General features: G+C 53.1%; 24 protein-coding genes. 13 read left to right on the top strand and 11 right to left on the bottom strand.

Going from position 1 to position 23,250, the window contains the following annotated elements:
* Window positions 1-12 precede the first annotated feature (12 nt).
* The 6 genes from A6A26_RS05490 to A6A26_RS05465 all read right to left on the bottom strand — a co-directional run bounded on the left by A6A26_RS05490 (window position 13) and on the right by A6A26_RS05465 (window position 5,441).
* On the bottom strand, window positions 13-966 hold the full coding sequence (locus A6A26_RS05490; RefSeq protein WP_063877817.1) for a sugar kinase: 954 nt from the start codon (window positions 964-966) through the stop codon (window positions 13-15).
* Window positions 967-975: 9 nt separating this feature from the next.
* A complete protein-coding gene (locus A6A26_RS05485) occupies window positions 976-1,725 on the bottom strand; it encodes a sugar phosphate isomerase/epimerase family protein (RefSeq protein ID WP_063877816.1) in 750 nt (249 codons plus the stop codon).
* A 138-nt stretch (window positions 1,726-1,863) separates the two neighbouring features.
* Window positions 1,864-2,889 (bottom strand): LacI family DNA-binding transcriptional regulator, encoded by a 1,026-nt coding sequence (locus tag A6A26_RS05480; RefSeq protein WP_063877815.1) that lies wholly within the window; start codon window positions 2,887-2,889, stop codon window positions 1,864-1,866.
* A 68-nt stretch (window positions 2,890-2,957) separates the two neighbouring features.
* On the bottom strand, window positions 2,958-3,941 hold the full coding sequence (locus tag A6A26_RS05475) for a LacI family DNA-binding transcriptional regulator (protein WP_063877814.1): 984 nt from the start codon (window positions 3,939-3,941) through the stop codon (window positions 2,958-2,960).
* 160 nt (window positions 3,942-4,101) lie between these two features.
* Complete coding sequence (locus tag A6A26_RS05470; RefSeq protein ID WP_063877813.1) at window positions 4,102-4,764, bottom strand: OmpA family lipoprotein; 663 nt, start codon at window positions 4,762-4,764, stop codon at window positions 4,102-4,104.
* 116 nt (window positions 4,765-4,880) lie between these two features.
* Entirely contained in the window at window positions 4,881-5,441 is a 561-nt protein-coding gene (locus A6A26_RS05465; protein WP_063877812.1) for a DNA-3-methyladenine glycosylase I, read from the bottom strand.
* Window positions 5,442-5,651: 210 nt separating this feature from the next.
* Here A6A26_RS05465 and A6A26_RS05460 point away from each other — a divergent pair, with 210 nt between their 5' ends.
* The 4 genes from A6A26_RS05460 (at window position 5,652) to A6A26_RS05445 (ending at window position 9,053) form a co-directional block, all read left to right on the top strand.
* The gene (locus tag A6A26_RS05460) at window positions 5,652-6,257 is read left to right on the top strand and encodes a hypothetical protein (protein ID WP_063877811.1); all 606 of its coding nucleotides are present in this window, start codon (window positions 5,652-5,654) and stop codon (window positions 6,255-6,257) included.
* A gap of 173 nt (window positions 6,258-6,430) precedes the next feature.
* Entirely contained in the window at window positions 6,431-6,967 is a 537-nt protein-coding gene (gene dnaT, locus A6A26_RS05455) for a primosomal protein DnaT (RefSeq protein ID WP_063877810.1), read from the top strand.
* Window positions 6,967-7,707 carry a DNA replication protein DnaC gene (gene dnaC, locus A6A26_RS05450; RefSeq protein ID WP_063877809.1) on the top strand — a complete coding sequence of 247 codons (741 nt, stop codon included), beginning with the start codon at window positions 6,967-6,969 and terminating at the stop codon, window positions 7,705-7,707. Before dnaT ends, dnaC begins: the two co-directional genes overlap by 1 nt.
* A 212-nt stretch (window positions 7,708-7,919) precedes the next feature.
* The gene (locus tag A6A26_RS05445; protein WP_063877808.1) at window positions 7,920-9,053 is read left to right on the top strand and encodes an ROK family protein; all 1,134 of its coding nucleotides are present in this window, start codon (window positions 7,920-7,922) and stop codon (window positions 9,051-9,053) included.
* On the opposite strand, the gene A6A26_RS05440 is transcribed toward A6A26_RS05445, so the two are convergent.
* Window positions 9,050-10,015, bottom strand: coding sequence for a LacI family DNA-binding transcriptional regulator (locus tag A6A26_RS05440; protein WP_063881069.1), 966 nt, complete (start codon window positions 10,013-10,015; stop codon window positions 9,050-9,052). The two genes, A6A26_RS05445 and A6A26_RS05440, sit on opposite strands and share 4 nt — an antisense overlap.
* Window positions 10,016-10,303: 288 nt before the next feature.
* Here A6A26_RS05440 and A6A26_RS05435 point away from each other — a divergent pair, with 288 nt between their 5' ends.
* From A6A26_RS05435 to A6A26_RS05400, 7 genes are all read left to right on the top strand, one after another.
* Entirely contained in the window at window positions 10,304-10,618 is a 315-nt protein-coding gene (locus A6A26_RS05435) for a PTS sugar transporter subunit IIB (RefSeq protein ID WP_063877807.1), read from the top strand.
* Window positions 10,619-10,630: 12 nt separating this feature from the next.
* Window positions 10,631-11,968 carry a PTS sugar transporter subunit IIC gene (locus A6A26_RS05430; RefSeq protein ID WP_063877806.1) on the top strand — a complete coding sequence of 446 codons (1,338 nt, stop codon included), beginning with the start codon at window positions 10,631-10,633 and terminating at the stop codon, window positions 11,966-11,968.
* A gap of 12 nt (window positions 11,969-11,980) precedes the next feature.
* Window positions 11,981-13,363, top strand: a complete 1,383-nt coding sequence (locus tag A6A26_RS05425) for a glycoside hydrolase family 1 protein (protein WP_063877805.1) — start codon at window positions 11,981-11,983, stop codon at window positions 13,361-13,363.
* A gap of 11 nt (window positions 13,364-13,374) precedes the next feature.
* Window positions 13,375-13,680, top strand: a complete 306-nt coding sequence (locus A6A26_RS05420) for a PTS lactose/cellobiose transporter subunit IIA (RefSeq protein ID WP_063877804.1) — start codon at window positions 13,375-13,377, stop codon at window positions 13,678-13,680.
* Between the two features lie 184 nt (window positions 13,681-13,864).
* Window positions 13,865-15,244: a carbohydrate porin gene (locus A6A26_RS05415; RefSeq protein ID WP_063881068.1), complete on the top strand. Its 1,380-nt coding sequence runs from the start codon at window positions 13,865-13,867 to the stop codon at window positions 15,242-15,244.
* 726 nt (window positions 15,245-15,970) lie between these two features.
* Window positions 15,971-17,272, top strand: coding sequence for an MFS transporter (locus A6A26_RS05405; protein WP_063881067.1), 1,302 nt, complete (start codon window positions 15,971-15,973; stop codon window positions 17,270-17,272).
* A gap of 15 nt (window positions 17,273-17,287) precedes the next feature.
* Window positions 17,288-18,094: a substrate-binding domain-containing protein gene (locus A6A26_RS05400; RefSeq protein ID WP_063877802.1), complete on the top strand. Its 807-nt coding sequence runs from the start codon at window positions 17,288-17,290 to the stop codon at window positions 18,092-18,094.
* On the opposite strand, the gene A6A26_RS05395 is transcribed toward A6A26_RS05400, so the two are convergent.
* Window positions 18,069-18,968, bottom strand: a complete 900-nt coding sequence (locus A6A26_RS05395) for an L-proline-binding transcription factor PsrA (protein WP_063877801.1) — start codon at window positions 18,966-18,968, stop codon at window positions 18,069-18,071. The genes A6A26_RS05400 and A6A26_RS05395 overlap by 26 nt on opposite strands.
* A gap of 172 nt (window positions 18,969-19,140) precedes the next feature.
* Window positions 19,141-20,457: a methyl-accepting chemotaxis protein gene (locus A6A26_RS05390; RefSeq protein WP_063877800.1), complete on the bottom strand. Its 1,317-nt coding sequence runs from the start codon at window positions 20,455-20,457 to the stop codon at window positions 19,141-19,143.
* A gap of 208 nt (window positions 20,458-20,665) precedes the next feature.
* Here A6A26_RS05390 and A6A26_RS26145 point away from each other — a divergent pair, with 208 nt between their 5' ends.
* On the top strand, window positions 20,666-20,797 hold the full coding sequence (locus A6A26_RS26145; protein ID WP_256391432.1) for a hypothetical protein: 132 nt from the start codon (window positions 20,666-20,668) through the stop codon (window positions 20,795-20,797).
* A gap of 3 nt (window positions 20,798-20,800) precedes the next feature.
* On the opposite strand, the gene A6A26_RS05385 is transcribed toward A6A26_RS26145, so the two are convergent.
* On the bottom strand, window positions 20,801-21,016 hold the full coding sequence (locus tag A6A26_RS05385) for a YdgH/BhsA/McbA-like domain containing protein (protein WP_063877799.1): 216 nt from the start codon (window positions 21,014-21,016) through the stop codon (window positions 20,801-20,803).
* Between the two features lie 805 nt (window positions 21,017-21,821).
* On the opposite strand from A6A26_RS05385, the gene A6A26_RS05370 reads away from it, so the two are divergent.
* Window positions 21,822-22,640: a helix-turn-helix transcriptional regulator gene (locus tag A6A26_RS05370; RefSeq protein ID WP_063877796.1), complete on the top strand. Its 819-nt coding sequence runs from the start codon at window positions 21,822-21,824 to the stop codon at window positions 22,638-22,640.
* Here the strand turns inward: A6A26_RS05370 and A6A26_RS05365 are convergent.
* On the bottom strand, window positions 22,611-23,249 hold the full coding sequence (locus tag A6A26_RS05365) for a LysE family translocator (RefSeq protein ID WP_063877795.1): 639 nt from the start codon (window positions 23,247-23,249) through the stop codon (window positions 22,611-22,613). The two genes, A6A26_RS05370 and A6A26_RS05365, sit on opposite strands and share 30 nt — an antisense overlap.
* Window position 23,250: the final 1 nt, after the last annotated feature.

Genomic DNA, 23,250 nt, shown 5'->3' with positions numbered 1-23,250 from the left:
TTGCGGGCTGGGCTACGCATCGCCTAACTGCTGACGTGTCGGCAAACCTTCGCTATCGCCAATAACCTGAATCGCCAGTGAGCCTATTTTGTTACCCCGGCGAATCGCCTGTACCAGTGGCTTCCCTTCCAGCAACGCACTCACCACACCCACGGCAAAACCATCTCCCGCCCCCACAGTATCAACGACGTTATCGACTTTCATCGCCTCAACCTGGCCCTGCTCACCGCTGGCCGTTTTGTACCAGGCACCGTCACAACCGGTTTTAATGATGACCGCTTTCACGCCCTTATCGAGATAAAAATCGGCAATATCCTGCGGCTGACGATAGCCGGTTAAGATATAGCCCTCTTTTTCTCCAGGCAGTACCCAGTCCGCGTATTCCGCGAACAGATTGAGCTGCTTGCGCATTTCATCTTCGCTGCGCCACAACACAGGTCGCAGATTGGGGTCAAACGAAATAGTTTTGCCTCGTGCCCGCATCTCTTTAGCCGCATGCTTTGTCAGCGCAAGCGAGCTGTCTGAAATCGCCGCCGCCACGCCGCTAAGATGCAAATGGCGCGCGGAACCGAAATAGTCGTGGTCAAAATCCTTTGGCGACAGATGACTGGCAGCGGAGCCTTTACGGAAGTACTCCACAAGCGGATCTGAACCGTCATCGACTTTGGATTTAAGCTGGAAACCGGTGGGATAGTGCGAGTCGACGATCACCTGGCGGTGGTCAATATTTTCCTTATCCAGCACCTGACAGATAAAGCGACCAAAGGCGTCCTGCCCAATGCGGCTTACCCAGCCCACTTTCAGGCCAAGGCGCGCCAGACCGATTGCCACATTCAGTTCAGCGCCAGCGGCGCGCTTAACAAAGGTTTCTACAGCAGCCAAATCGCCCGTTTCACGGGCGACAAACATGGCCATGGCCTCACCGATGGTGATCACATCAAGCGTGCCGTTTGGATGGGTTGTCATATGTACTCCTCAGACGTTACGCAGCAGCGTCACGTAATGGCGCGTAACCGCAATCAAATCGTTGCCTTCCAGCGGAAACTCAATGCCGCGAGGCGCTGTTGCAGGTAACCGGTGTAACAGGCTTTGCCAGCCAGGCGGAGCGTCATCCAGCGCTATCGCGCGGTAGCTGGTCCCCTGCGGCGCCGCCGCTTTGACATGCACGTAACCCACATGGCCCGCCAGCAGGTCCGCCGCCTGGCGCGGGTCTTCATCCGTCCAGTACCAGTTGCCCATATCAAACGTCATGCCGATCGGCAGCGCCGCCTCCTGGGCAGTGTTGAAGAAACGCAACATGGGCTGCTGCTTACCAAAGCGCGTTTGATCATTTTCTACGGTGAGGGGAATGCCATATTCCGTCATAAGCTTACGCAGCATTTCGCTGTACAGCGCACCTGTGAAGTTTCCCAGCGCCACTTTCAACCGTTGTGCATTGAGCTGAAGTGCTTCGCTAAAGTAGCTTTTCAACAGTGGGTTTAGCCTGCCGTCCTCGCTGAACAAGGTGTCGGGCACCGAATAACTGACGCGTAACTGGTGCTGCCGCGCCGCCTGCGCCAGCGCGGGTAAATGCGTTAGCGTGGTGTCATCACACAGTTCACGGCGGATTTCCACACCGTCGGCACCGGCCTGCTGGATAATGGGCAAAAGCGCTAACTGCCCGCCCAGTGCAGCAACCTGTTGATGACCATAAGCAGCGGTCACGACGATGATTTCGGGCTTCATTACGGGCTCCTGATGTGAAAATCGGCATTTGCGTTACAAAAACGTTAAATGGAACCGGTTCCAAAGCAAAGTAGCAAAACGCGGAATTATGATCGTGCTCACGAAGTGAGCACGTAATCGAAAGGAAGAGTCTGAAAATCAGCGCAGGCGTTGGCTGGAACCGCGAACAATCAGTTCGCCCGAAAAAACCTGTTCGCAAGGGGGATGATCGTGACCGTCGATACGGGAAATAAGACGCTCAAGCGCGTGATAACCGATTTGCCAGGTCGGCTGCTTTAAGGTGGTAATACCCACCCCGGCCAATGCAGCCCACTCAAGCTCGTCAAATCCCAGCAGACCAATGTCGCTGCCCCAGTGCAGCGCAAGACGCTGGAGAGAGCGGGCCACCTGCAGGGTTAGCGCGCCATTGGCAACCATTACCGCACAGCGTTTTCCCGCATGGCGCTGATGAAAGTCGCGCAGGACGTTATCCATCAGCTCCGGTTGGTGCAGCGCGACCTCAGCGTTCTCATGGACGATCGCGGGATGCGCAGCCAAACGCTGGCGAAACGCCTGTAGCCGTTCCCGACGCGTATTCACGCTTCCAAGCGGTTCACTGAGAAACAGCAGTGACTCATAGCCGTTATCAATAAGATGGCCGGTGGCCGTTTCTGCCGCTTCGGCATTATTCAGCCCGACAACATCGCACGGGAAATCAGGGATTTTTCGATCGATCAGTACCATGGGCAGCAACGACTGTTGTAACCGGCTCAGGACCTTTTCATGCATGCCAACCGCATTGACCACAATGCCTTCAACCTGATAGCTGCTCAGCAACTGCAGGTAATGTTGCTCCAGATCGACTTCGTTATTGGTATTACACATCAGCAATGTAAAGCCACATTCGCGGCAGGCGGCTTCAATGCCGCACATCACGTCCACAGAATAGGGATTCGTAATATCGGCGATGATCAGGCCAATCAGTCGGGTACGCCCGCGTTTCAGGCCACGCGCCATCTGACTTGGCCGATAGTTAAGATCGCTAATCGCCTGCTCGATGCGCGCTTTTAAATCGGCAGAGAGCAAATGTTGCTCGCCGTTTAAATAGCGTGAGACGCTGGTTTTACCGGTTTTTGCCGCGTGAGCAACATCGCTGATCGTGGCGCGAGACGGCCTGGTTTTCATAAAGTCTTCCGCAAATTAAGCATCCGGCGAGACTACCACAGGCATACAACATGGCAAAAAAGATAGCGTCATTGGGGAAGTTGCAGCCAGGGTTGCCACAGTACCTGCAGTTGCGCCAACGGCGCGCCTTCCAGCAGGCGCATTATCATCGTCGCTACCTGCTCCCCTCTCTGCTGCTCGCTGGCCTGGCGAATGGCGATAATCGGGTAATCGATAATGGCATCAGCCGGTAGCCCGTCCCACGCAATTAAGGTGATGGCGTCTTTACCCTGCAGGCGACCCGCCTGCTGCAATGCCATTAGCGCGCCTTCCGCCAGCGCACTGCAATCGGTGATAATTGCCTCAGGTTGCAGCCCTTGCGCCAGCCAGTCTGTAATTTGTTGATAACCCGCCCGACGCGACGGTTCAACCACGGCGGTGGCATAAGGTGGCACGGAATCCAGCGCATTCAGATAACCCTGGCGGCGATCGCGCACAAACGTGCAGGTCTCGTTGCCACCGAGCCAGGCGATACGTTGCATGCCGAGCGCCAGACAGTGCTTCACGGCCAGAACCGAACCGGCGGCATTGTCGACGTCAAACCAGGCATGATCCTGCTGTGCATCACTCCGTCCCAGCGTAAGAAAATTAAAACCTTTCTGCTGCAGGCTGAGCAGGCGCTCGTCATGAGGTAAGGTGTGCGTCACGACGATCGCATCGACCGCCCGGCTGCGCAGCATGCGAATCAGTGAACGCTGCCCGTCATGCGGTTTATCGGTTAATAACAGGAGATCGATATCGTAGTGAGAAAGACGCTGATCGAGCGCCACTAATATCTTGTTAAAGTGCGTGTCGCTGAGTGGCGGAGCGCTCATCGGATAAACCAGTCCTACCGCGTTGGCACGCCCGGTTTTTAAACGTCGGGCGGCAACATTGGGACGGTAGCCGCGTCGCTGTGCTTCTTCTTCCACACGCTGGCGTGTTTGTTTGGCCACATCCTCATAACCGTTGAGTGCACGGCTCACTGTGGTAACGGAGAGACCTAATACTGACGCAATGGCTTTCAGTGACATGATGCGTTATCCATTGTTCAATTTGAATCATTCTGGCATAAAGCGTTGACAGGCACCGTGCGCAGGTTCCCAACTGGAACCCTTGCCAATTTTATTACCGAAAATTGTCGAAAAAATGACAGCGAGCCGTATTTCGCCCCCGGAGACGGGGGCGGGATAATCAATTCAACGGACTGAGCGTAATTTCAACGCGACGGTTCTGCGCTTTACCGGCTTCAGTACTGTTAGTGGCAATCGGGCTGTCTGGCCCTGCGCCCTGAGTATGCAAACGATTCTCTGCGACACCCTGAACGATCAGGGCACTGGCAACGCTCTCGGCACGCTGCTGCGACAGACGCATGTTTAACGCACGCGAGCCGGTGCTGTCAGTATGTCCCACAACATTGACGGCCGTTTTGGGATACTCTTTCAGCACCATTGCCACACCGGTCAGTGTATTGGCCCCCGCCGGTTTCAGGCTGCTGCTGCTGGAATCAAAGGTCACATTGTTCGGCATGTTCAGCACGATGTTATCGCCCTGACGGGTCACACTAACGCCGGTTCCTTTCATTTTGTCGCGCAGCTTCGCTTCCTGGACATCCATGTAATAACCCACGCCGCCGCCTAATGCCGCGCCGCTGGCCGCACCAATTAATGCCCCTTTACCGCGATCTTTCTTCGAGGAAGAAAGTACGCCAACGCCTGCGCCCACTAATGCGCCAAGGCCTGCACCTACACCGGATTTACCGGCCTGAGATTCGCCAGTGTAAGGATTGGTGGTACAACCCGATATCACCAGGCTACCGCTTAACAACAGGGTGAGAGCAATTAACTTTTTCTGCATTATTTATCCCTTACGTTCATCACAACGAGGCATCTTATCCCCTAAGTGGTACTGATTATGCCGCGCAAAAGTGAGGAAAATCCTGAGACAATGTCTTATTTTGTAAAGGATCGGCGTTAAATGTTGTCAGGATGGCAAAAACAGTTGGTTTGATGATCGTTAATCAGGCCGCAGGCCTGCATAAATGAATAACAAATTGTCGGGCCGATGAATTTAAAACCACGTGTTTTGAGTGCTTTTGAAAGCGCAATGGCCTGCGCGGAGGTTGTCGGGCTCTGTTTATAGTCGGCGAAGTGATGGACAATGGGCTGATTATCGACGAACTGCCAGACAAAACGGGCAAAATCCTCGCCTTCTGCTTCCATTGCCAACATGGCTCGGGCATTTGCAATAATCGCCGCGATTTTGCCTGGATGACGGATAATGCCGCTGTTCTGCATAAGCTGCGCGATATCCTGCTCATCCATCAACGCAATGGCCTGCGGATCAAACTGGTGAAACGCGGCGCGGTAATTTTGGCGTTTTTTCAGCACGGTAATCCAGGACAACCCCGCCTGCTGGCCTTCCAGGCACAGCATTTCAAACAGCGCCTGTTTATCTCTCTGCGCGATGCCCCACTCCTTGTCATGGTAGGCCAGATAGACAGGATCTTGCGTTACCCAGCCACATCGTTGCATTGCATTAGTCCTTATATAGCGCGCTATTTTGATTTCCCCGATAGTAGAGGCAATCCCTGACGTTTTGAACCCTAAGGCGCGTAATTTGCGAGACCGCTTCGGCTATCAACGCAGGTTATGTTGTTCGCTGAATCGATCACGCATAAAAAGCGAAGGCAGGTGCGACGAATAAAAATATAATGATAACGATAGTCATTTTCAGGTAACTCCATGCGTAACGATGTAATCCTTATTGGCCGTGAGCTCACGGTATTTCTTTTTACTTCTCTGTTTATCACCTTAATGATCGGCCCCCTCTATGTGGATGTGGTCTGGATGGATAATGCGCTGCATGAAGCGTCTTTTACCGAAACCGTGCAGGAATTGTTATTGGTCAGTCTTGCCGCGCTGTTTTTTATTGCCGCCCGTCATCGGCCCGAACAACGGGGTGGATTAACCTTAATTGCCGGTTTTTACAGTTGTATGCTTATCCGTGAACTGGATTTTTTCTTCGATCTCATCCGTCATGGTAGCTGGGTGTGGTTTGCGCTGGCGATTGCGCTGGGCAGTGTAGCGGTAGCCATGCGAACCCCGAAGCAAACCATCAGCGCGCTGGCGGATCTGCTGAATCACAATCGCTGGCCCGTCATGGCGGCCGGATTGATGATTGTGCTGGTTTTCTCCCGGCTGTTTGGTATGAACACGCTGTGGGAGCACCTGATGCCCGATCACTATAATCGAGGCGTCAAAAATATGGCTGAAGAAGGCGTTGAACTGCTGGGTTACAGCCTGTGCTGGCTGGCCGGGCTTCGCTATCTGTGGCAAACCCGGCGCTAAACGCGCCAGGTAAACACTGCCACGTCAACCCAACGGTTGTGCTAACGCATTAGGTTGGGTTGCTATCCACAACGCTTTTTCAGCGATCCTGCGCGTTAAAAAAGGTACAATATGCGCTTCTGCACCGGGTTATTTTATCCGGTGTTCGGTGTAAGTTAACCGCAGGTCTTTTCATGTCAGTCAAAATCTTAACGTCAACGCTTATTGGTCTTGAGGCTTTCCGTCAGGATCCACTCAGCGCCTTGCAGCAGGCTGAAGACGGCACGCTGGCGGTGCTGGAAAATTACACGCCCGTGATGTACGCCATCACGCCAGCACGTCTGGCACGGCTGCTGGCACTTGAGGCAGCCTCTCAGCAACCCACTGATGTGGCGCTGGATGACAGCCTGTATGACGATGTTTCTGCTACGCTGCATACACCAGTGGGTAAATTTGCCATGTATGATGGCTGGCAACCGGACGCTGACTTTACGCGTCAGGCGGCCATCTGGGGCGTGGCGCTAAGCGAGCCGGTCACGGCGGCCGAACTGGCTGCCTTTGTGGCTTACTGGCAGGCCGAAGGCCGTCTGTTTCATCATGTGCAGTGGCAGCAGAAACTGGCGCGCAGCCTGCAGATGAACCGCGCCGCGAATGGCGGACAGCCCAGACGTGATATTACACAGTTGCCGAATCCTGACAGCACAATTCCTGATGGTTTCCGGGGTGAATAATGAAAACGCCGAACGATCTGTTTAACCGTCTGAAACGGATGATGCCCGCGGGCACTCGCCCAAAGTTCACCAATGGTGAAGAGTTACTGGCCTGGAATCAGGAACAAGGCCGCCTGCGCTCAGAATCCATTGTGCGTGAGAACCGCGCCATGAAAATGCAGCGCATCATGGGCCGTTCTGGTATTCGCGAGTTACACATCAATTGCTCGTTCGATAACTATCGGGTTGAAAACGAAGGCCAGCGCAAAGCCCTGGAACTTGCTCGCCAGTACGCGGCAGAATTTGACGGCAGTATTGCCAGCTTCGTTTTCTCAGGCCGTCCCGGTACCGGTAAAAATCACCTGGCGGCAGCCATTGGTAACGACCTGATTTTACGCGGTAAGAGCGTGCTCATCGTCACGGTAGCTGACCTGATGTCGAGCATGAAAGGCACCTTTAGCGGCAGCAGCGGAATCACGGAAGAGCGACTGATTCAGGATCTCAGCAGCGTTGATTTGCTGGTGATCGATGAGATCGGTATGCAAAGTGAATCGCGCTACGAGAAAGTGATTATTAACCAGATCGTGGACCGCCGTTCATCCTCAAAACGCCCCACAGGTATGCTCTCTAACCTTGATCACGCCGGTATGAATGCGTTGCTGGGTGAGCGCGTTATGGATCGTATGCGCCTGGGCAACAGTTTGTGGGTTCGCTTTGACTGGGAAAGCTATCGCAGCCGCGTTCGCGGTGATGAATACTGATATTTGCTGCCCGCTAAGGCGGGCCAGCGCGTTATCCTGCCGTTACAGGATCGTGTGGCCTGGCACCCATTTCTGACTTAATTCCCCCGTCCAGATGCTATTGCCGTTTGGCAGCCTATCTGCCCAATGCTAAGTTTTGATTAGACATCAAACTAATAAGACTTCATCGTTGGTAGGTCCGCTACCGATTTTCACATCTGGGGTAAGCCGCCATGAAAGTAACTGGCAAAGGGCCTGCATTAATGCGGCTGAATAACCAAAAGCGGGTGATGGCACAACTGCGTCAGCTGCGTATCACGTCGCGTCAGGATCTGGCACACATACTGGCAATCAGTAAAAATACCGTGTCGCAGATTATTGATGACCTGCTGGAACAGGATTTAGTGCAGGAGCTGGGAAAGGCCAGCGTCTCTGCGGCGGGCCGCCCTAAAATCCATATCACCCTGCGCCCGGAAAAGCTGGTCAGCGCCGGCATCATGGTGGAAAAGAACCTGATTCACTGGCAGGTGTGTGATTATTTTTCCCAGACGATTGCCGAGCAAACCCTGCGTACAGATACCAGCAGGCCGGAGCCGCTGTTGGCCGAGGTGGCCGCCTTATGTGACAAACTTACCGAGGCGTGGCCGGGTCTGTTAGGCATCGGGCTGGGTTTTCCTGGCGTCGTTGATCCCAGGCGGGGCTGGATGCATTTATCCACCCATTTGGGCTGGCAGGACGTTGACCTGGCGAGCAACCTACGCAAACAGGTTCAGTTGCCGATTCGCATTATGAATAACGTCAGAGCGGCTGCGCTGCTGTCTGTGCAACAACTCAAATTGCCCGCCGAGAGCGGGCATTTTTATTTACGTATCGCTGAAGGCATTGGCGGTGCGCTGGTACAGCACGGTGTCGTTTTCACGGGCAACAGTTGGACCGCAGGTGAAGCCGGTCACCTTACTGTGCAACCTAATGGCCCTCGCTGTAGCTGCAACCGTCAGGGTTGTCTGGAAGCCATGATCAGCAAACCCGCCATTAATCAGCAACTGGCTCAGCGTCAGCCGGGATTGACCTGGCAAAGCCGTGACAGCGCACCTAACGTGGTGAACGAAGTCATGCAACTGGCGGGCAACTATCTGGGCATCGCGCTCAGCCAGATCATGTTGTTACTGAATCCCGCCAATATCATTATTGATTGCCCCTGGAGCATCAGTCCGACATTTTGCCAGGCCGTACTCAATCAGACGCAGGCAAACAAACTGGCGTTTATTGCCGCTCATACTCAGGTGCATTTCCTGACCTCACATCTTGCGCCGGCAACAGGCCTGGCGCTGGCAATCATTGAGCAGATGGAGCAACGTATGGATTAACGGTGCTCGCGCTGGCGAAAATCGGGAATAATCAGGTCACCCCGCATCACATAGGCGTTTAGCACGCTTCGCGTCTGTTCCGTCAGTGCCTTCACGATGCGCGCAGCCATGGCGTCCATTGAATACTCAATCGCCGGAATGGTTGGGATGCCAGGCAAATTCAGCGATCCAGCCAGGCTAAAAACCATAATATCGGTGGGAACCTGTTTGTTGAATGCCTGCAACTGTGGAATGACTTTTTGGGCCTGCTGTTCATCCGCCACCAGCAATGCGCTAAAGTTCAGCGTGGACGCGTTATTCAACAACTCCTGTAGGGCGACCGAGGAGGATGTGGAGTCCATAAACACCAGGTTACGGTTAAAAGGCAGAAAGTTTTTTTCCAGGGCGTGCTTATAGCCCAGCAGCACCTGCTCGGAAAAACCCATTCCGTCAGAATGGATCAGGGCGATCTGGCGGCGATTCTGGCTTATCAGATAGTGACAGGCGGTTTCAGCAGCGAAAGCGTGATCGAACTGAATACTGCTCACGTCATCCCCTGTTTCCAGACAATCCACCAGAATCACGTTTTTTTGCTGAAGATTGAGCGGGAAGCGAGCGCCGATAATCAATACATCATCACACAAGCCACAGGTCAGCTCATTCAGACAGTGCATCACTTCTGATTTGCTGTTCGCGAAACGGAGCAACAGGTGTTTTTGGTGCTGACTAAGATGTTTTTCCAGCGCATAAAGATAACCGGTCGTCTGGTTAATATTGTCCTGCGCGCAAATTACGCCAATACAACCGGTGGACTGACTCAGCAATGACTGAGCGATCACGTTTGGACGATAATTCAGTTCATCCACCGCTTTTAATACTGCGACGCGGCTGGCTTCTTTTACGCCGCGTGACCCACTCAACACGCGTGACACCGTGGCTTTTGACACACCAGCCAGACGCGATACATCGTTGATAGTAGACATCATTTTCCCCTAAAAAAACCACAGGCCCCCTGAATTACTGACTAACGCTGCGGCTCAAATTATCACCATTGGCAGTATAGCGTTTTCATTTTTTTGTGGAAACCGATTTTCCATCTCTTCTCAATTTCCGACAAAAAACCCCAATTACGTGATCTGAATCGTAATAAAACACCTCGTTTCCTTAAGATCATGACGCCTGTCACAGTTCCTTTTGCGACAAATGGAAACCGGTTTCCGTATCGTATCAAATCATATCCGTCCACGTTTTCATTTAAAGGAGCGTTACTCATGATCAGGATTATGTTGTGTTGTTCAGCGGGCATGTCCACCAGCCTGCTGGTACGTAAAATGGTAGAGGTTGCGGAACAGCGTGGTCTCAGTGTGCAGATCGATGCCTGGGGCGTTTCAGAATTTGATACGCAGTTTCCACACTATCAGGTTGTCCTGCTCGGCCCACAAGTAAAGTACATGTTAGCCATGCTCTCTGAAAAAGCTGCCACCCACGGCATTCCTGTCCGGGCTATTGATATGACGGATTACGGCATGCAACGCGGTGACAAGGTGCTGGATTACGCTCTGTCGCTTATTGAAGCGGCACACTAGAAAGGTGTCATTATGAGTTCGTTATATCAGTCGATGGTGACGGTAATTGAACAGTCCATTACGCCACTCGCCGGAAAGTTAGGTCAGCAAAAGTATGTGATAGCGATTCGTGACGGCTTTACGGCGGCACTGCCGTTTATGATTATCGGGTCGTTTATGTTGGTATTTATCTTCCCGCCATTTTCAGCGGACACCACTAACAGCGTTGCCCGTGCGTGGCTCGACTTTTCCATCACCTATCGCCAACAGCTGATGCTGCCATTTAATCTCAGCATGGGCGTTATGACCTTTTTCATCTCGGTCGGGATTGGTGCCAGCCTGGGCCGTCAGTTTAACCTTGATCCCATCATGTCGGGTTTGCTGGCGTTTATGGCGTTTTTACTGGTGGCCGCGCCCTATGCGGATGAAAAGATCTCAACCCAGTATCTTTCCGGTCAGGGGATTTTTACTGCCTTGATTACCGCCATTTACGCCACCCGGGTTTATGCCTGGCTAAAGCAAAATAATGTCACTATCCGACTGCCTAAAGAAGTGCCCACCGGCGTGGCCCGCTCCTTTGAGATTCTGATCCCAGTCCTGGTGATTATCGCAACGTTACATCCGCTCAACCTGTTTATCGAAGCGCAAACCGGCATGATTATGCCGCAGGCCATCATGCATTTACTGGAGCCGCTGGTCTCTGCTTCGGACTCCTTGCCCGCCATTTTACTTTCCGTACTGCTCTGTCAGATTTTCTGGTTTGCCGGTATTCACGGTGCCCTGATCGTCACCGGCATTATGAACCCCTTTTGGATGGCTAACCTGTCTGCTAACCAGGCAGCTCTGGCAGCCGGTGCCGCCCTGCCGCATGTTTACCTGCAGGGCTTTTGGGATCACTACCTGCTGATTGGCGGCGTGGGTTCCACCTTACCCCTGGCCTTCCTCCTGCTGCGTAGCCGGGTGCTGCATCTGCGCACCATCGGTAAAATGGGCGTGGTACCCAGCTTTTTTAATATCAATGAACCGATCCTGTTTGGTGCCCCGGTCATTATGAATCCACTGCTGTTTATCCCCTTCGTGTGCGTTCCGATGATTAACGCCGTGCTGGCGTACACCGCGACAAAACTCGGCTGGATCGCTCAGGTGGTTTCGCTCACGCCCTGGACCACACCCGCCCCGATTGGTGCATCCTGGGCAGCCAACTGGGCGCTCAGCCCGCTGGTAATGTGCCTTGTTTGTATGCTGATGTCGGCGCTGATGTACCTACCCTTCCTGCGAGCCTATGAACGCAGTCTGATTAAGGCTGAAGAGAAAAAAATCAAGGATGCCGCGCCAGCAGGCCATCCCGTGCACGGTCATCCACACGCTTAAGGAGCCAGTGACATGAACTACCGTTTTCCTGAAAATTTCTGGTGGGGCAGCGCCAGTTCGGCGTTGCAAACCGAAGGTGACAGCCTGAATGGCGGTAAAAGCCCGACCACCTGGGATCGCTGGTTTGCACGGCAACCCCACCGTTTCCATCAGGGCATTGGCCCGCAGAACACCTCTGGCTTTTACCAGCACTGGCAGCACGATATCGCGTTACTGAAGCAGTTAGGACACAACAGCTTTCGTACGTCGCTGAGCTGGGCGCGCCTGATGCCTGACGGCACCGACACAGTGAATCCCGAAGCCGTGGATTTTTATAACAAGGTGATCGATGCGTTACTGGCGCAAGGCATTACGCCCTTTATCACCCTGTTTCATTTCGATATGCCGTTGGCCATGCAGGAAAAAGGCGGCTGGGAGAACCGTGAAGTGGTGGAAGCGTTTAGCCGCTACGCCCAGCGCTGTTTCGACCTGTTCGGTGACAGGGTGAAGCACTGGTTTACCTTTAACGAGCCGATTGTGCCGGTCGAAGGTGGCTATCTGTATGATTTTCACTACCCGAACGTGGTGGATTTCAGACGCGCCGCGACCGTGGCCTGGCACACTGTGCTGGCTCACGCGCTGGCGGTGCGGGCCTGGCGTAACGGCGGTTATGACGGCGAGATTGGCGTGGTGCTGAATCTCACGCCGTCCTATCCGCGCTCGGCGAATCCGGCAGATGTACAAGCCGCGCATCATGCAGACCTGCTGTTTAACCGCAGCTTTTTAGATCCGGTTCTTAAGGGCGAATACCCAATGGATCTGATGAGTTTACTGAGTCAGTACCATCAGCTTCCGCGCTGCCAGCCCGGGGACCGCGAAGTCATGGCCGATGGCATCATCGACCTGCTGGGCGTTAACTATTATCAGCCGCGCCGTGTTAAGTGTCGGGATAGTGCCGTCAATCCTGAGGCACCTTTTATGCCGGAATGGTTATTCGATCATTACGAAATGCCAGGACGAAAAATGAATCCATACCGCGGATGGGAAATTTACGCGCCCGGTATTTACGATATTCTGACCAACCTACGCGTTAATTATGGGAATCCACGCTGTTTTATTTCTGAAAATGGCATGGGCGTAGAGAATGAACAGCGTTTTATCCAGAACGGTGAAATACTGGATGATTATCGTATCGAATTTGTTTCCGAACATCTTAAATGGCTCCATAAAGGCATTAGCGAAGGCTGTAACTGCCTGGGTTATCATATGTGGACATTTATCGATAACTGGTCATGGCTGAACGGCTATAAAAACCGTTACGGTTTTGTGCAGTTAGATTTGGCAACGCAAAAACGTACGATTAAAAAGAGCGGCAAATGGTTTGCTGAGGTTGCCGCAAATAACGGTTTTAATTGAGAGCAGCGATTATGATTGAACTTGAAGAGGCCGTAATGACGATCATCGTCAATGCAGGACATGCCCGCAGCCTGTGTTTCGAAGCCCTGCAGGCGGCAAGAAAGGGTAACGTCGACGAGGCCAAAGATCGACTAAGGGAAGCCGATGACTATTCTCGTCTGGCTCATCAAATGCAAACCCGATTAATTGAGCAGGACGCTGGCGAAGGGCGACAGCCTATGACGTTAATTATGGTTCATGCTCAGGATCATTTAATGACGTCGTTACTGGCGCGTGAACTCTCAGAAGAAATTATTCATCTCTATCAACGGCAATAAAAATATATATCACAGGAGAAAAACGGAAAAATAAGCGTCCTCTGGAAAAAACCATAATATAAAAATCAACTTGTTCTGGTGATCAATTGACCGGTGCAGGATGGTTATTGTCTGTTCATTAACACACGCCGTTATTCGGATTGAACATAATCAACCTGAAGGACGCTGTGCAAACGAGACAACCATGAATATTATTCGAAACCTTCCATTACCTCTGGCGGTGGTCGCCGCGCTGTGCCCTGCTGTGAGCGCAGCACAGGAATTTACGCAGGAACAAATCGACGCCATCGTCGCCAAAGCCGTCGATAAAGCCCTGGCAGAACGTCAGGCAAAGAGGGATGCAGCAGTGGCGAAGACAACGGATGAGGTGACCGAACCACAAAGTCCGGTTCAGTCACCGGACCGGGCTATTCCGTTTGGGGTGACGTTCAGCGGCTACGCACGCTACGGTGCGCATTACCAAAGCGGCGATCAGAAATATGTTGGCGTGGACGGCTCTTACAACGGGGCCTCCGGTATTGGCCGCCTGGGCAACGAAGGCAACGGTGGCGAGTTCCAGCTCTCCAAAGCATTTAAGAGCCAAAGTGGTGCCCTCTGGGACGTCAATGTGATGATCGATCACTGGGGCGATGAAGTTAACCTGAAAAAAGCCTATGCCGGCGTCACCAATGTGCTGGCATCAAATCCTGACGCCTATCTCTGGGCCGGACGGGACTTTCATCAGCGTCCACAGCAGAACATCAATGATTATTTCTGGATGAACCATGATGGTCAGGGCGCGGGGGTGAAAAACTTCGACGTGGGCGGGATAAAATTTGACGTCGCTGCTGTTGCTGCCGTGGAATCCTGTAGCCCTGAAGTGCTCAGCGACGAGTCCAATCCGTCGCGCATCACCTGTACGGGCGGTTCGGGTACCGGGGATAAAGGCAACTACGCCGCGACGTCTAAAATTCACGGCATGAAGCTGGGCGCACTGGATCTGGAGATCTACGCTAATTACGGTTTCGACTCCAAAGCGGTGGACAGTGACGATCGCCTGAAAGCCTGGCAGGGCGCGTTTGTGCTGAGCCACACCAACGACCACGGCGTGAATAAAGTGATTACCCGCTACTCTGACAACTCGGATAACAGCGTTTTCAGCAAAACCGAGGGCCTTCGCACTGTCTACACCAGCTTTGAAGGTAAGCATCAGTTTACCCAGCAGGCACAGGTGGAGTATTTGCTGGGTTATCACGATTACGACAACCGTCGACTGAAAAGCGATAATCGGAAAAACTACGCCGCGATTGTTCGCCCGATGTATTTCTGGAATGACGTCCATTCAACCTGGCTGGAAGCCGGTTATCAGCGCGTAAACTATGATGAAGGCGGCAGTAACAATGGCTGGAAATTGACCCTGTCGCAAAACATCGCCATTGATATGGGACCGGAGTTCCGCCCCATGCTGCGCTTCTATGTCACCGGCGGCAAAGTCGACGATGCGCGCACCGCGCGCGTGAATGGTCGTGAAAACGACATCCAGGACGACTTCAATCTGGGTGCAATGTGGGAAGCCTGGTTCTGAGGACAGGCGACAAGCCTTATGACCCCGTTCTCACGAATGACAGGCACAGAAGTTTATCCGCAACGTTGATAAAACCGCTCCGTTCGGGCGTTTCTGCCGTATGCCCGATCGGCTTTTATGTCGTCAGGATCACGCTTGCTGTCACGCCCTGCTGTCTCAACGGTATCCCTGCTGTTTCACATCATGACCTCAGATAAGAAATGTACCCTGATGGCTATCAGCAACAACGTCATCGGTTCAGGCTATTCAGGACAGCGAAGCCAGATATGTCGACATACGGGGATTTTCTCGCCTGTGTGGTCAGGGCTGGGCAGAACGTTGATAGCGCGAGGCACCGTGGAAACGGCGCTTTTTCAGCCGCGCTGATCGCCTGGTTAGCGGCGCTGGCACGTCTTACTGCTCTCCCTTTTTTGCGGCCATTACGCCCTGAGCGCCCGCATCGACTGATATAGCCTTACAAACGCTTTACGCTGTGCTTTCTGATTCAAATACCCGTATGAACCCTGTCACAAAACGCGCATTAAGTTTCCCGGCCCTGATCTGTAAGCGCTTATCTCGCCATCTTGTTAAAGGCTTGTTGCGCATAGCCTCAGGTAATTGTTAACTGCCATTGATGCACAGTGCGCATTAGTCGATGAGTTTATTGCGCTTATTTACTTTATTTACCTGATCCAGTCTTCAGCAACAGACGCGGCAAAAAGCGTCAACGATAAACTGGAGATACCGATGCATTCCTCGACTTCACCGATGACCACCCGCGCCAGAGCCGGCGCAATATTACGCGTTACCTCGGGCAACTTTCTGGAACAGTTCGACTTTTTTCTGTTTGGGTTCTATGCCACCTATATCGCCCACACTTTCTTTCCGGCGAGCAGTGAATTTGCCTCGCTGATGATGACCTTCGCCGTCTTCGGCGCGGGCTTTCTGATGCGTCCTGTCGGCGCAGTGGTGCTGGGCGCTTACATTGATAAGGTCGGCAGACGTAAAGGCCTGATCGTCACCCTGTCGATTATGGCGGCAGGTACTTTTCTGATCGTCCTGATTCCGTCTTATCAAAGCATTGGGCTTTGGGCACCGATGCTGGTGTTAATCGGCCGCCTGCTGCAGGGTTTCTCCGCTGGAGCGGAGTTGGGTGGCGTTTCTGTGTATCTGGCTGAGATCGCCACACCGGGCCGCAAAGGCTTTTATACCAGCTGGCAGTCAGGTAGCCAGCAGGTGGCCATTATGGTCGCCGCCGCGATGGGCTTTGCCCTGAACGCCGTGCTGGAAGAGAGCGCGATTCGTGAATGGGGCTGGCGGATTCCGTTTCTGTTTGGCTGCATGATTGTGCCTTTCATTTTCTTCCTGCGCCGCAAGCTGGAAGAAACCCAGGAGTTCAACGCCCGCCGTCATCATCTGGCGATGCGCGACGTGTTTAAAACTCTGCTGGCCAACTGGCAGGTTGTGATTGCAGGCATGCTGATGGTGGCCATGACCACCACAGCGTTTTATCTGATCACCGTTTATGCGCCGACCTTCGGCAAGAAAGTGCTGATGCTCAGCGCCTCCGATAGCCTGTTAGTCACGCTGCTGGTTGCCATCTCTAACTTCCTTTGGTTACCGGTTGGCGGGGCGCTGTCTGACCGTTTCGGACGTAAACCTGTACTGGTTACCATGACGCTGATCGCGCTGGCGACCGCCTACCCAGCCCTGTCGATGCTGGCTGCTGCACCCAGCTTTTCCATGATGCTCAGCGTTCTGCTGTGGCTGTCATTTATCTATGGTCTGTATAACGGCGCGATGATTCCGGCACTGACTGAAATCATGCCAGCGGAAGTTCGGGTGGCGGGCTTTTCACTGGCCTACAGCCTGGCAACCGCCGTCTTTGGCGGCTTTACACCGGTGATTTCAACCGCATTGATTGAGTACACAGGCGATAAAGCCTCCCCGGGTTACTGGATGAGCTTTGCTGCCGTCTGCGCCTTACTGGCAACGCTGTATCTGTACCGTCGCAGCACTGTAAATCTTCAAACCGCCGTTAAACACTAAGTCAGGGATTCCATAATGAAAATAATTTACCGTTCACTCCTTGCCACGCTGGTCCTTTCCTCCGTCAGCACCAGTGTGCTGGCAAAAGAGGTGACCGTGATGATTTCTGGCGGCTTTAAAGCCGCACTGGAAAAACTCACACCGCAGTTTGAAGCTAAAAGTGGCGACAACATTATTCTGGTGTCCGGGCCGTCGATGGGTAAAACACCGCAGGCGATTCCCAACCGTCTGGCGCGCGGGGAAAAAGCCGATGTGGTGATTATGGTCGGCGATGCGCTTAGTCAGCTGGAAAAAGGTAAGTGGATAAAACCGGACTCCCGCGTTGAGCTGGCTGACTCGCCGATCGGGATTGTCGTGAAGAAAGGGGATGCTAAACCCAATATCAAAACGGATGCCGATCTGCGTAAAACCCTGTTAAATGCGAAGTCGATTGCCTACTCAGACAGCGCCAGCGGTCAGTACATTAGCAGCCAGTTGTTTAAAAAGTTAGGCATTGAAGACAAGGTGAAAGACAAAGCGCACGAGGTGGAACGCATCCCGGTAGCGTCTGAAGTGGCAAAAGGCCACTATGCGCTGGGCTTCCAGCAGGTCAGTGAACTCCTGCCCGTGCCGGGCGTGACCTTTGTAGGTGAACTGCCTGAGGACGTGCAGTACATCACCCGGTTTGCCGGCGCGGTTCCTGCCAAAGCAGACCATCCTGAGGAAGGCAAAGCGTTACTGGATTTCCTGGCGTCTGCCCCGGCTCAGGAAGTCGTCCATGCCACGGGTTTGCACTCGGTCAACGCGCAGCAACCCGTTAAGCAGAGTGATACTGTTCAGTAATCAGCTTTTCCAGCTCTGCAGCGATATAAGACTGTATGCGTCCACTGCGCCTGATCAGGCCAACGGTGCGTTTCACGACCGGATCGGTAAGCGGCAGGTGAACCAGCACCGAATGGCCTGATGACGGCATCGACATCGCGGGAACGGCAGCAATGCCGATTCCCGCTTCGACCATGCCCAGCATCGTTGTTACATGCCGGGTTTCGCAGATGCTCGGGCGCGCCGGAACAACATGGCCCAGTGCGGAATCCAGTAGATTTCGATTGCCAGAGGTCTTATCCAGTCCGACATAATCCTGCTGGTAAAACTCCTGCCACGTCAGGCTTTTGCGGTTAGCAAGGGGATGATCGTGTCGGCAAGCCACGACGTAAACATCCTCCACCAGCGGTAAAAACTCAGTATTGGGTGGCGGGTTGCCCGAGAAACAAATGCCAAAATCTGCCTGACCACTGGTGACAGCTTCAATAACGTTGCCTGCGCTACTGTCAATAATCTTGACCCGCACCCGAGGATAGCGCACCTGAAAGCGGCGAATCACATCCGGCATAAAGTAATAGGCGGCGGAAGGCACCGTGGCAACCGTCACCAGTCCGGTTCTGTCCTGGCTGACTTTACTGATATCCGCCATCACTTCTTCAAAGTTGGTCAGTAGTTGCTCTGAACGCGCGGCGAACGTCTGGCCGTAAAGCGTCAGCGTGACCCGGCGGGTGGTCCTGTCAAACAGCTTTATCCCCAACGCCGTTTCCAGCTTCTCAATCCTGCGGCTCAGCGCCGACTGGGACAGGCAGATGGATTCCGCGGCGATACGGAAATTGCCATATTCAACCAGGGCGCGAAACGCATACAGATCGTTGAGATCGAAATTGACGGGCATGTGGGCTGGCGTTCCTTTCAACAATGATGTGGCAGGGACAGAGAGGGCTAATAGTGCCTTATCGAATGGCGGCAAACAAAGTGAAATGTTGGCGGAGCGCCTGACAGAAAACAGCCGGACAGGCAGCAGGTCACCCGCGCAGACGGGTGACCTGCTGCTGCAGGGTTAAGCGCTAAATAGGCGACGTCGAGCGTGAAACGTTTCTGACCGCCTCTTCTGCCCGCTCCGAATTGCTCTGAATGCTGGCGATAACCTCTCCGGCCTGGCGCATCAGGTTGACGCCGCGAGCGGTGTTTTTCAGGTTATTTTCGATATCTTCCAGCACCTTTTTTGCCAGCTGATTATTGCTGGATACCACGCGACCTATCTCTTCAGTGGCTTCATTGATGCGGGCAGCCAGAGTACGCACCTCGGCGGCCACGATGGCAAAACTGCGGCCGGACGTGCCGGCACGGGCTGCCTCAATTGCCGCGTTTAATGCGATAAATCGCGTCTGCTCAGCGATGTTGCGAATGGTGTGCACCATATCGGCAATGCGATCTGACTGGCCGTTTAACCCAAAGACGTCAGCGGAAACGCTGTTCATCTCTTTGGCGATCTCGGCCATGGTTCTGACGCTGTCTTCAATCACATCCGCACCCGTTACCGAGCTTTCGCGGGTTTGCTGCGCCATCTTCCACGCGTGCTGAGCCGCTTCATTTTCTTGCTGGTTTTGCAGCACCTGCTCGGTAACATCGCTGGCGAATTTTACAATCTTATATAACCGGCCATCGGCATCGAAAACCGGGTTATACGTCGCGCGCAGCCAGATAGTTTCGCCATGACGATTAAGTCGCGGATACTGCCCAGAGAAAAATTCGCCCTGATTGAGACGCTGCCAAAACTGCTGGTATTCCTTGCTGCTGCGCAGTTCCTCGGAACAGAACATACGGTGATGCCTGCCCAGAATCTCGTCGGCTTTATAGCCCGTTGCTTTGAGGAAGTTTTCGTTAACCTCTAACACTTCCCCGGCTTTGTTAAATGCGATGACCGCCATTGAGCGGCTGATCGCCTGCACCAGGGCATCCTGCTGCTGTGCCTCACTGATGCGCTCGGAGATATCTGCCGCCAGCTTGATGACCTTGATGACGCGGCCATGTTTGTCTTTCACCGGGACATAGCTGGCTTCCAGCCAGACCGGATGGCTGTCTTTGCCCAGACGCAAATATTTGCCGCTGAAGCTCTTGCCGCTGGCAAGGCGCTGCCAGAACTGGCGGTACTCAGATGAGTTCACCATTGATGGCGGGCAAAACATACTGTGGTGATGGCCGACGATCTCTTGCGCTTCGTAACCCATCTTGCTTAGAAACAGTGCATTGGCCCGAAGGATGGTGCCATCCGGGGTAAATTCGATGATTGGAACCGCATCGTCCAAAGCTCTGAGCGAATCGGCGGCGTGTTTATGCTGGTGTTTAGGAAAAATAGAAAATATTTTTTTAAAAATTGTCATTTTTTATACTGCCATGTTGAGTGGTCTGGAGGGTTTATCGGCAGGATAAAGAACGGGCTTGAGACAATGGCGAATAAACAACCATAAGATTGTGACCGGGCTAACCCTCTTCTGTAAAATTTACGTTATGGCTGAATGAAGCGGTTACGGCATCGACATTATGCTGATCTGACGCGGTTTATGTGCGGGGAAGCCTGACCTTTTAATCATGACGCTGCTTGCAGAGCGCAAACGGCGCACGGCGGCGATTCAATCTGACAAGGTTGGTGCGCTGCTGTCTGTGCAGACACAAAAAGGGCTGCTCATTAAGCAGCCCTTTTTCGCGCCGGCGCATCCGTAACGCTTATTTATACAGCTCAGCTGTCATGTGAACGCGATCGTTCGTATTGGCTTCGATGATTTTGTACTGTGCGCCCTGCTGCTCGGCCTGAGCGGCAATTTTGGCTTCTGTACCGTCCAGCGTTGAACCCGTTGCGGTAACGGTTTGTGCAAAAGCTGAGGCCGACATGAATGACAGTGCAGCAACGGCAGCAATCGACAGTGTTTTAATGGTTTTCATAATCCTGTTCCTTAATGTTGTAAGTGTGAAAGCAATTCGCTTTCGATGGGGTTATGATAACCAATGTTATTAATACAAAGTTAACAATAAGTGCAGTTATTGTGATCATGCTATCTATTGCACTGATAGCTCTCGCCTGTGATCGGTGGCGCGTGGCCTGGCAGAAGATCATGTTGGCCGTGGCTGAACGGGATATCTATCAAGACACAGTGGGTGGCGTGAGGAAACGTCTTTGCAAACGGACAGGCCGTGACAGGACTAAAAACCTGTGGCTATCGCCTGCTCGTGCTGAGGAGCCAGCGGGCCGTTGTCATTCAGCACAACAACGTGGTCGGGAGCCAGAGAACAGGATGGGGCGGACGCCAGGCCGGTTTATCTCTGTCTGAAAGACCGACACCCATGAGGGACGTCTCAGTGCCCTGCATCTTCACGCGCGGTTTCATTTTACGCGTAGCCATCACTTAGCGGACGGGCCCTTCTTATGCGTCTTCGGCTCACAGACGCCCATATTCACTAACGGCTTGTATTTTAGCGCGGTGATGGACGTATTCACCTCTTTCTTCTTTCCAAATGAGAAAAGCAGGCAACAGTTCGCTATCAGGTTTAAAAAATCATCCATCTTCACCTCCCCCCGATTTTCATCGAAAGAACACATCGAAAAAATGCCTCACTACCGGTCAGGTTCAACATCTCTCTTGCGCTGGCGGGTACACACATATCCGTCCCGAAATAAGGTTAATATAGCCTGCCTGAATGGTCTTGTCAGAGCCACATCGCTCTGATGCTTAACGTAAGAGGGCTTCTTATGGCGCTGCACGCTCTGGACTGGTTTAGCCGCAATGGCATGGAGTGCTCTCGCGTGAACGCCAATGACGCCGTGTTTCCTAGACATACGCATGATGAATACGTTATCAGCGCTAACCTGGCGGGCATTGAGGAAATTGCGCTCAATGGTCAGACACAGTGGGTTAACGCAGGCCAGATCACCCTGTATAACCCTGCAAGCGTTCAGTCCTCGCGCTTCGATCACCATGGGGCGGAGTTCCTGAGCATTCATATTCCGCAGTGCGTGTTGAAAACGCTCAGCATTAGCCAGAACCTTAGCAGCAGCCATGCGGCACCCGTGTTGCCTGAAGGCGTTTTCACCGATCAGGCATTATTTAACGCCATATGCCGCTATGCCAGCCTGACCCAACATCATGACTGCGCCGAGGAAGAGCAGGCATTGCTGCTGCTGTGCGCTGAGCTGCTATCCACAAATGCCCCCTTGGGGACCTTTTCAGATAAGAAGATGGATCGGGTAAAAGTATTTATGCGGCAGCATCTGAGCGTAAAACTTTCGCTGGAAACACTGGCACAGGTTGCGGGTATCGGAAAATATTATCTGGTCAGACGTTTTACGCAGTACACCGGGCTTCCTCCTCTGCAGTATCACATGCAGCTTCGCCTGTGTGCGGCACGGGATTTACTCCGGCAAAACAGCCATCCTCTTGATACGGCTTATCAGCTGGGATTTTACGATCAGAGCCATTTTATCAATGCGTTTCGAAAAGTGATGGGGATAACACCCCATCACTATGCTTCACAGGTGGGTTCAGGAAAGAATAAATTCTTTATATCCTGACACGATCACATATAAGGCAAAGTAGGCAAAGATGAGCGCGGAAGCCATATAGGAATATCTCAATAGCTTTTGCCCTAACAACCTGCCGCCGAGGCTACCGACCAGGCACAGGGCCGCTGTCCATACGATCCCCGCCAGAAAAAAACCGCTCAGAAACAGTGCCGATCCCGTAATGCTTTGCTGCCCGAATCGGGAAATCAATGCACCACCCACCGTGGCAAACCACAAAATGGCAGTCGGCGACGATATTGCCAGCACGATACCGTGCCGGAACTCACGCCACATTGACCGTCTGGCCGCACTCAGCGTGGTATCGATATCGTTGACGTTACGAAAGGCGGACAGCAGCATTTTGATGGTAAACCCCACCAGCAAAGCACCACCACCTATCCAGATGATCCACCGTACGACCTCGAACTGCAGCAACACCGCCATGCCAGCCAGCGCCAGAACGGCATAGATCAAATCGCCCACACAGGTGCCGACTCCCAACCAGAACCCCTGAAAATAGCCACGCTGCATCGCCAGCGTAATCATGGCAATGTTGGCAATCCCGATATCAAGGCACAGTGACAGGCTCAACAGGAAACCCGTTGAAAAAGACATCATA

The sequence above is a fragment of the Pantoea sp. OXWO6B1 genome, assembly GCF_001641135.1.
Lineage (GTDB): Bacteria > Pseudomonadota > Gammaproteobacteria > Enterobacterales > Enterobacteriaceae > Pantoea > Pantoea allii.
Note: the sequence above shows the minus strand (reverse complement) of the source record. Positions and strands in the feature narration are given on the sequence as shown.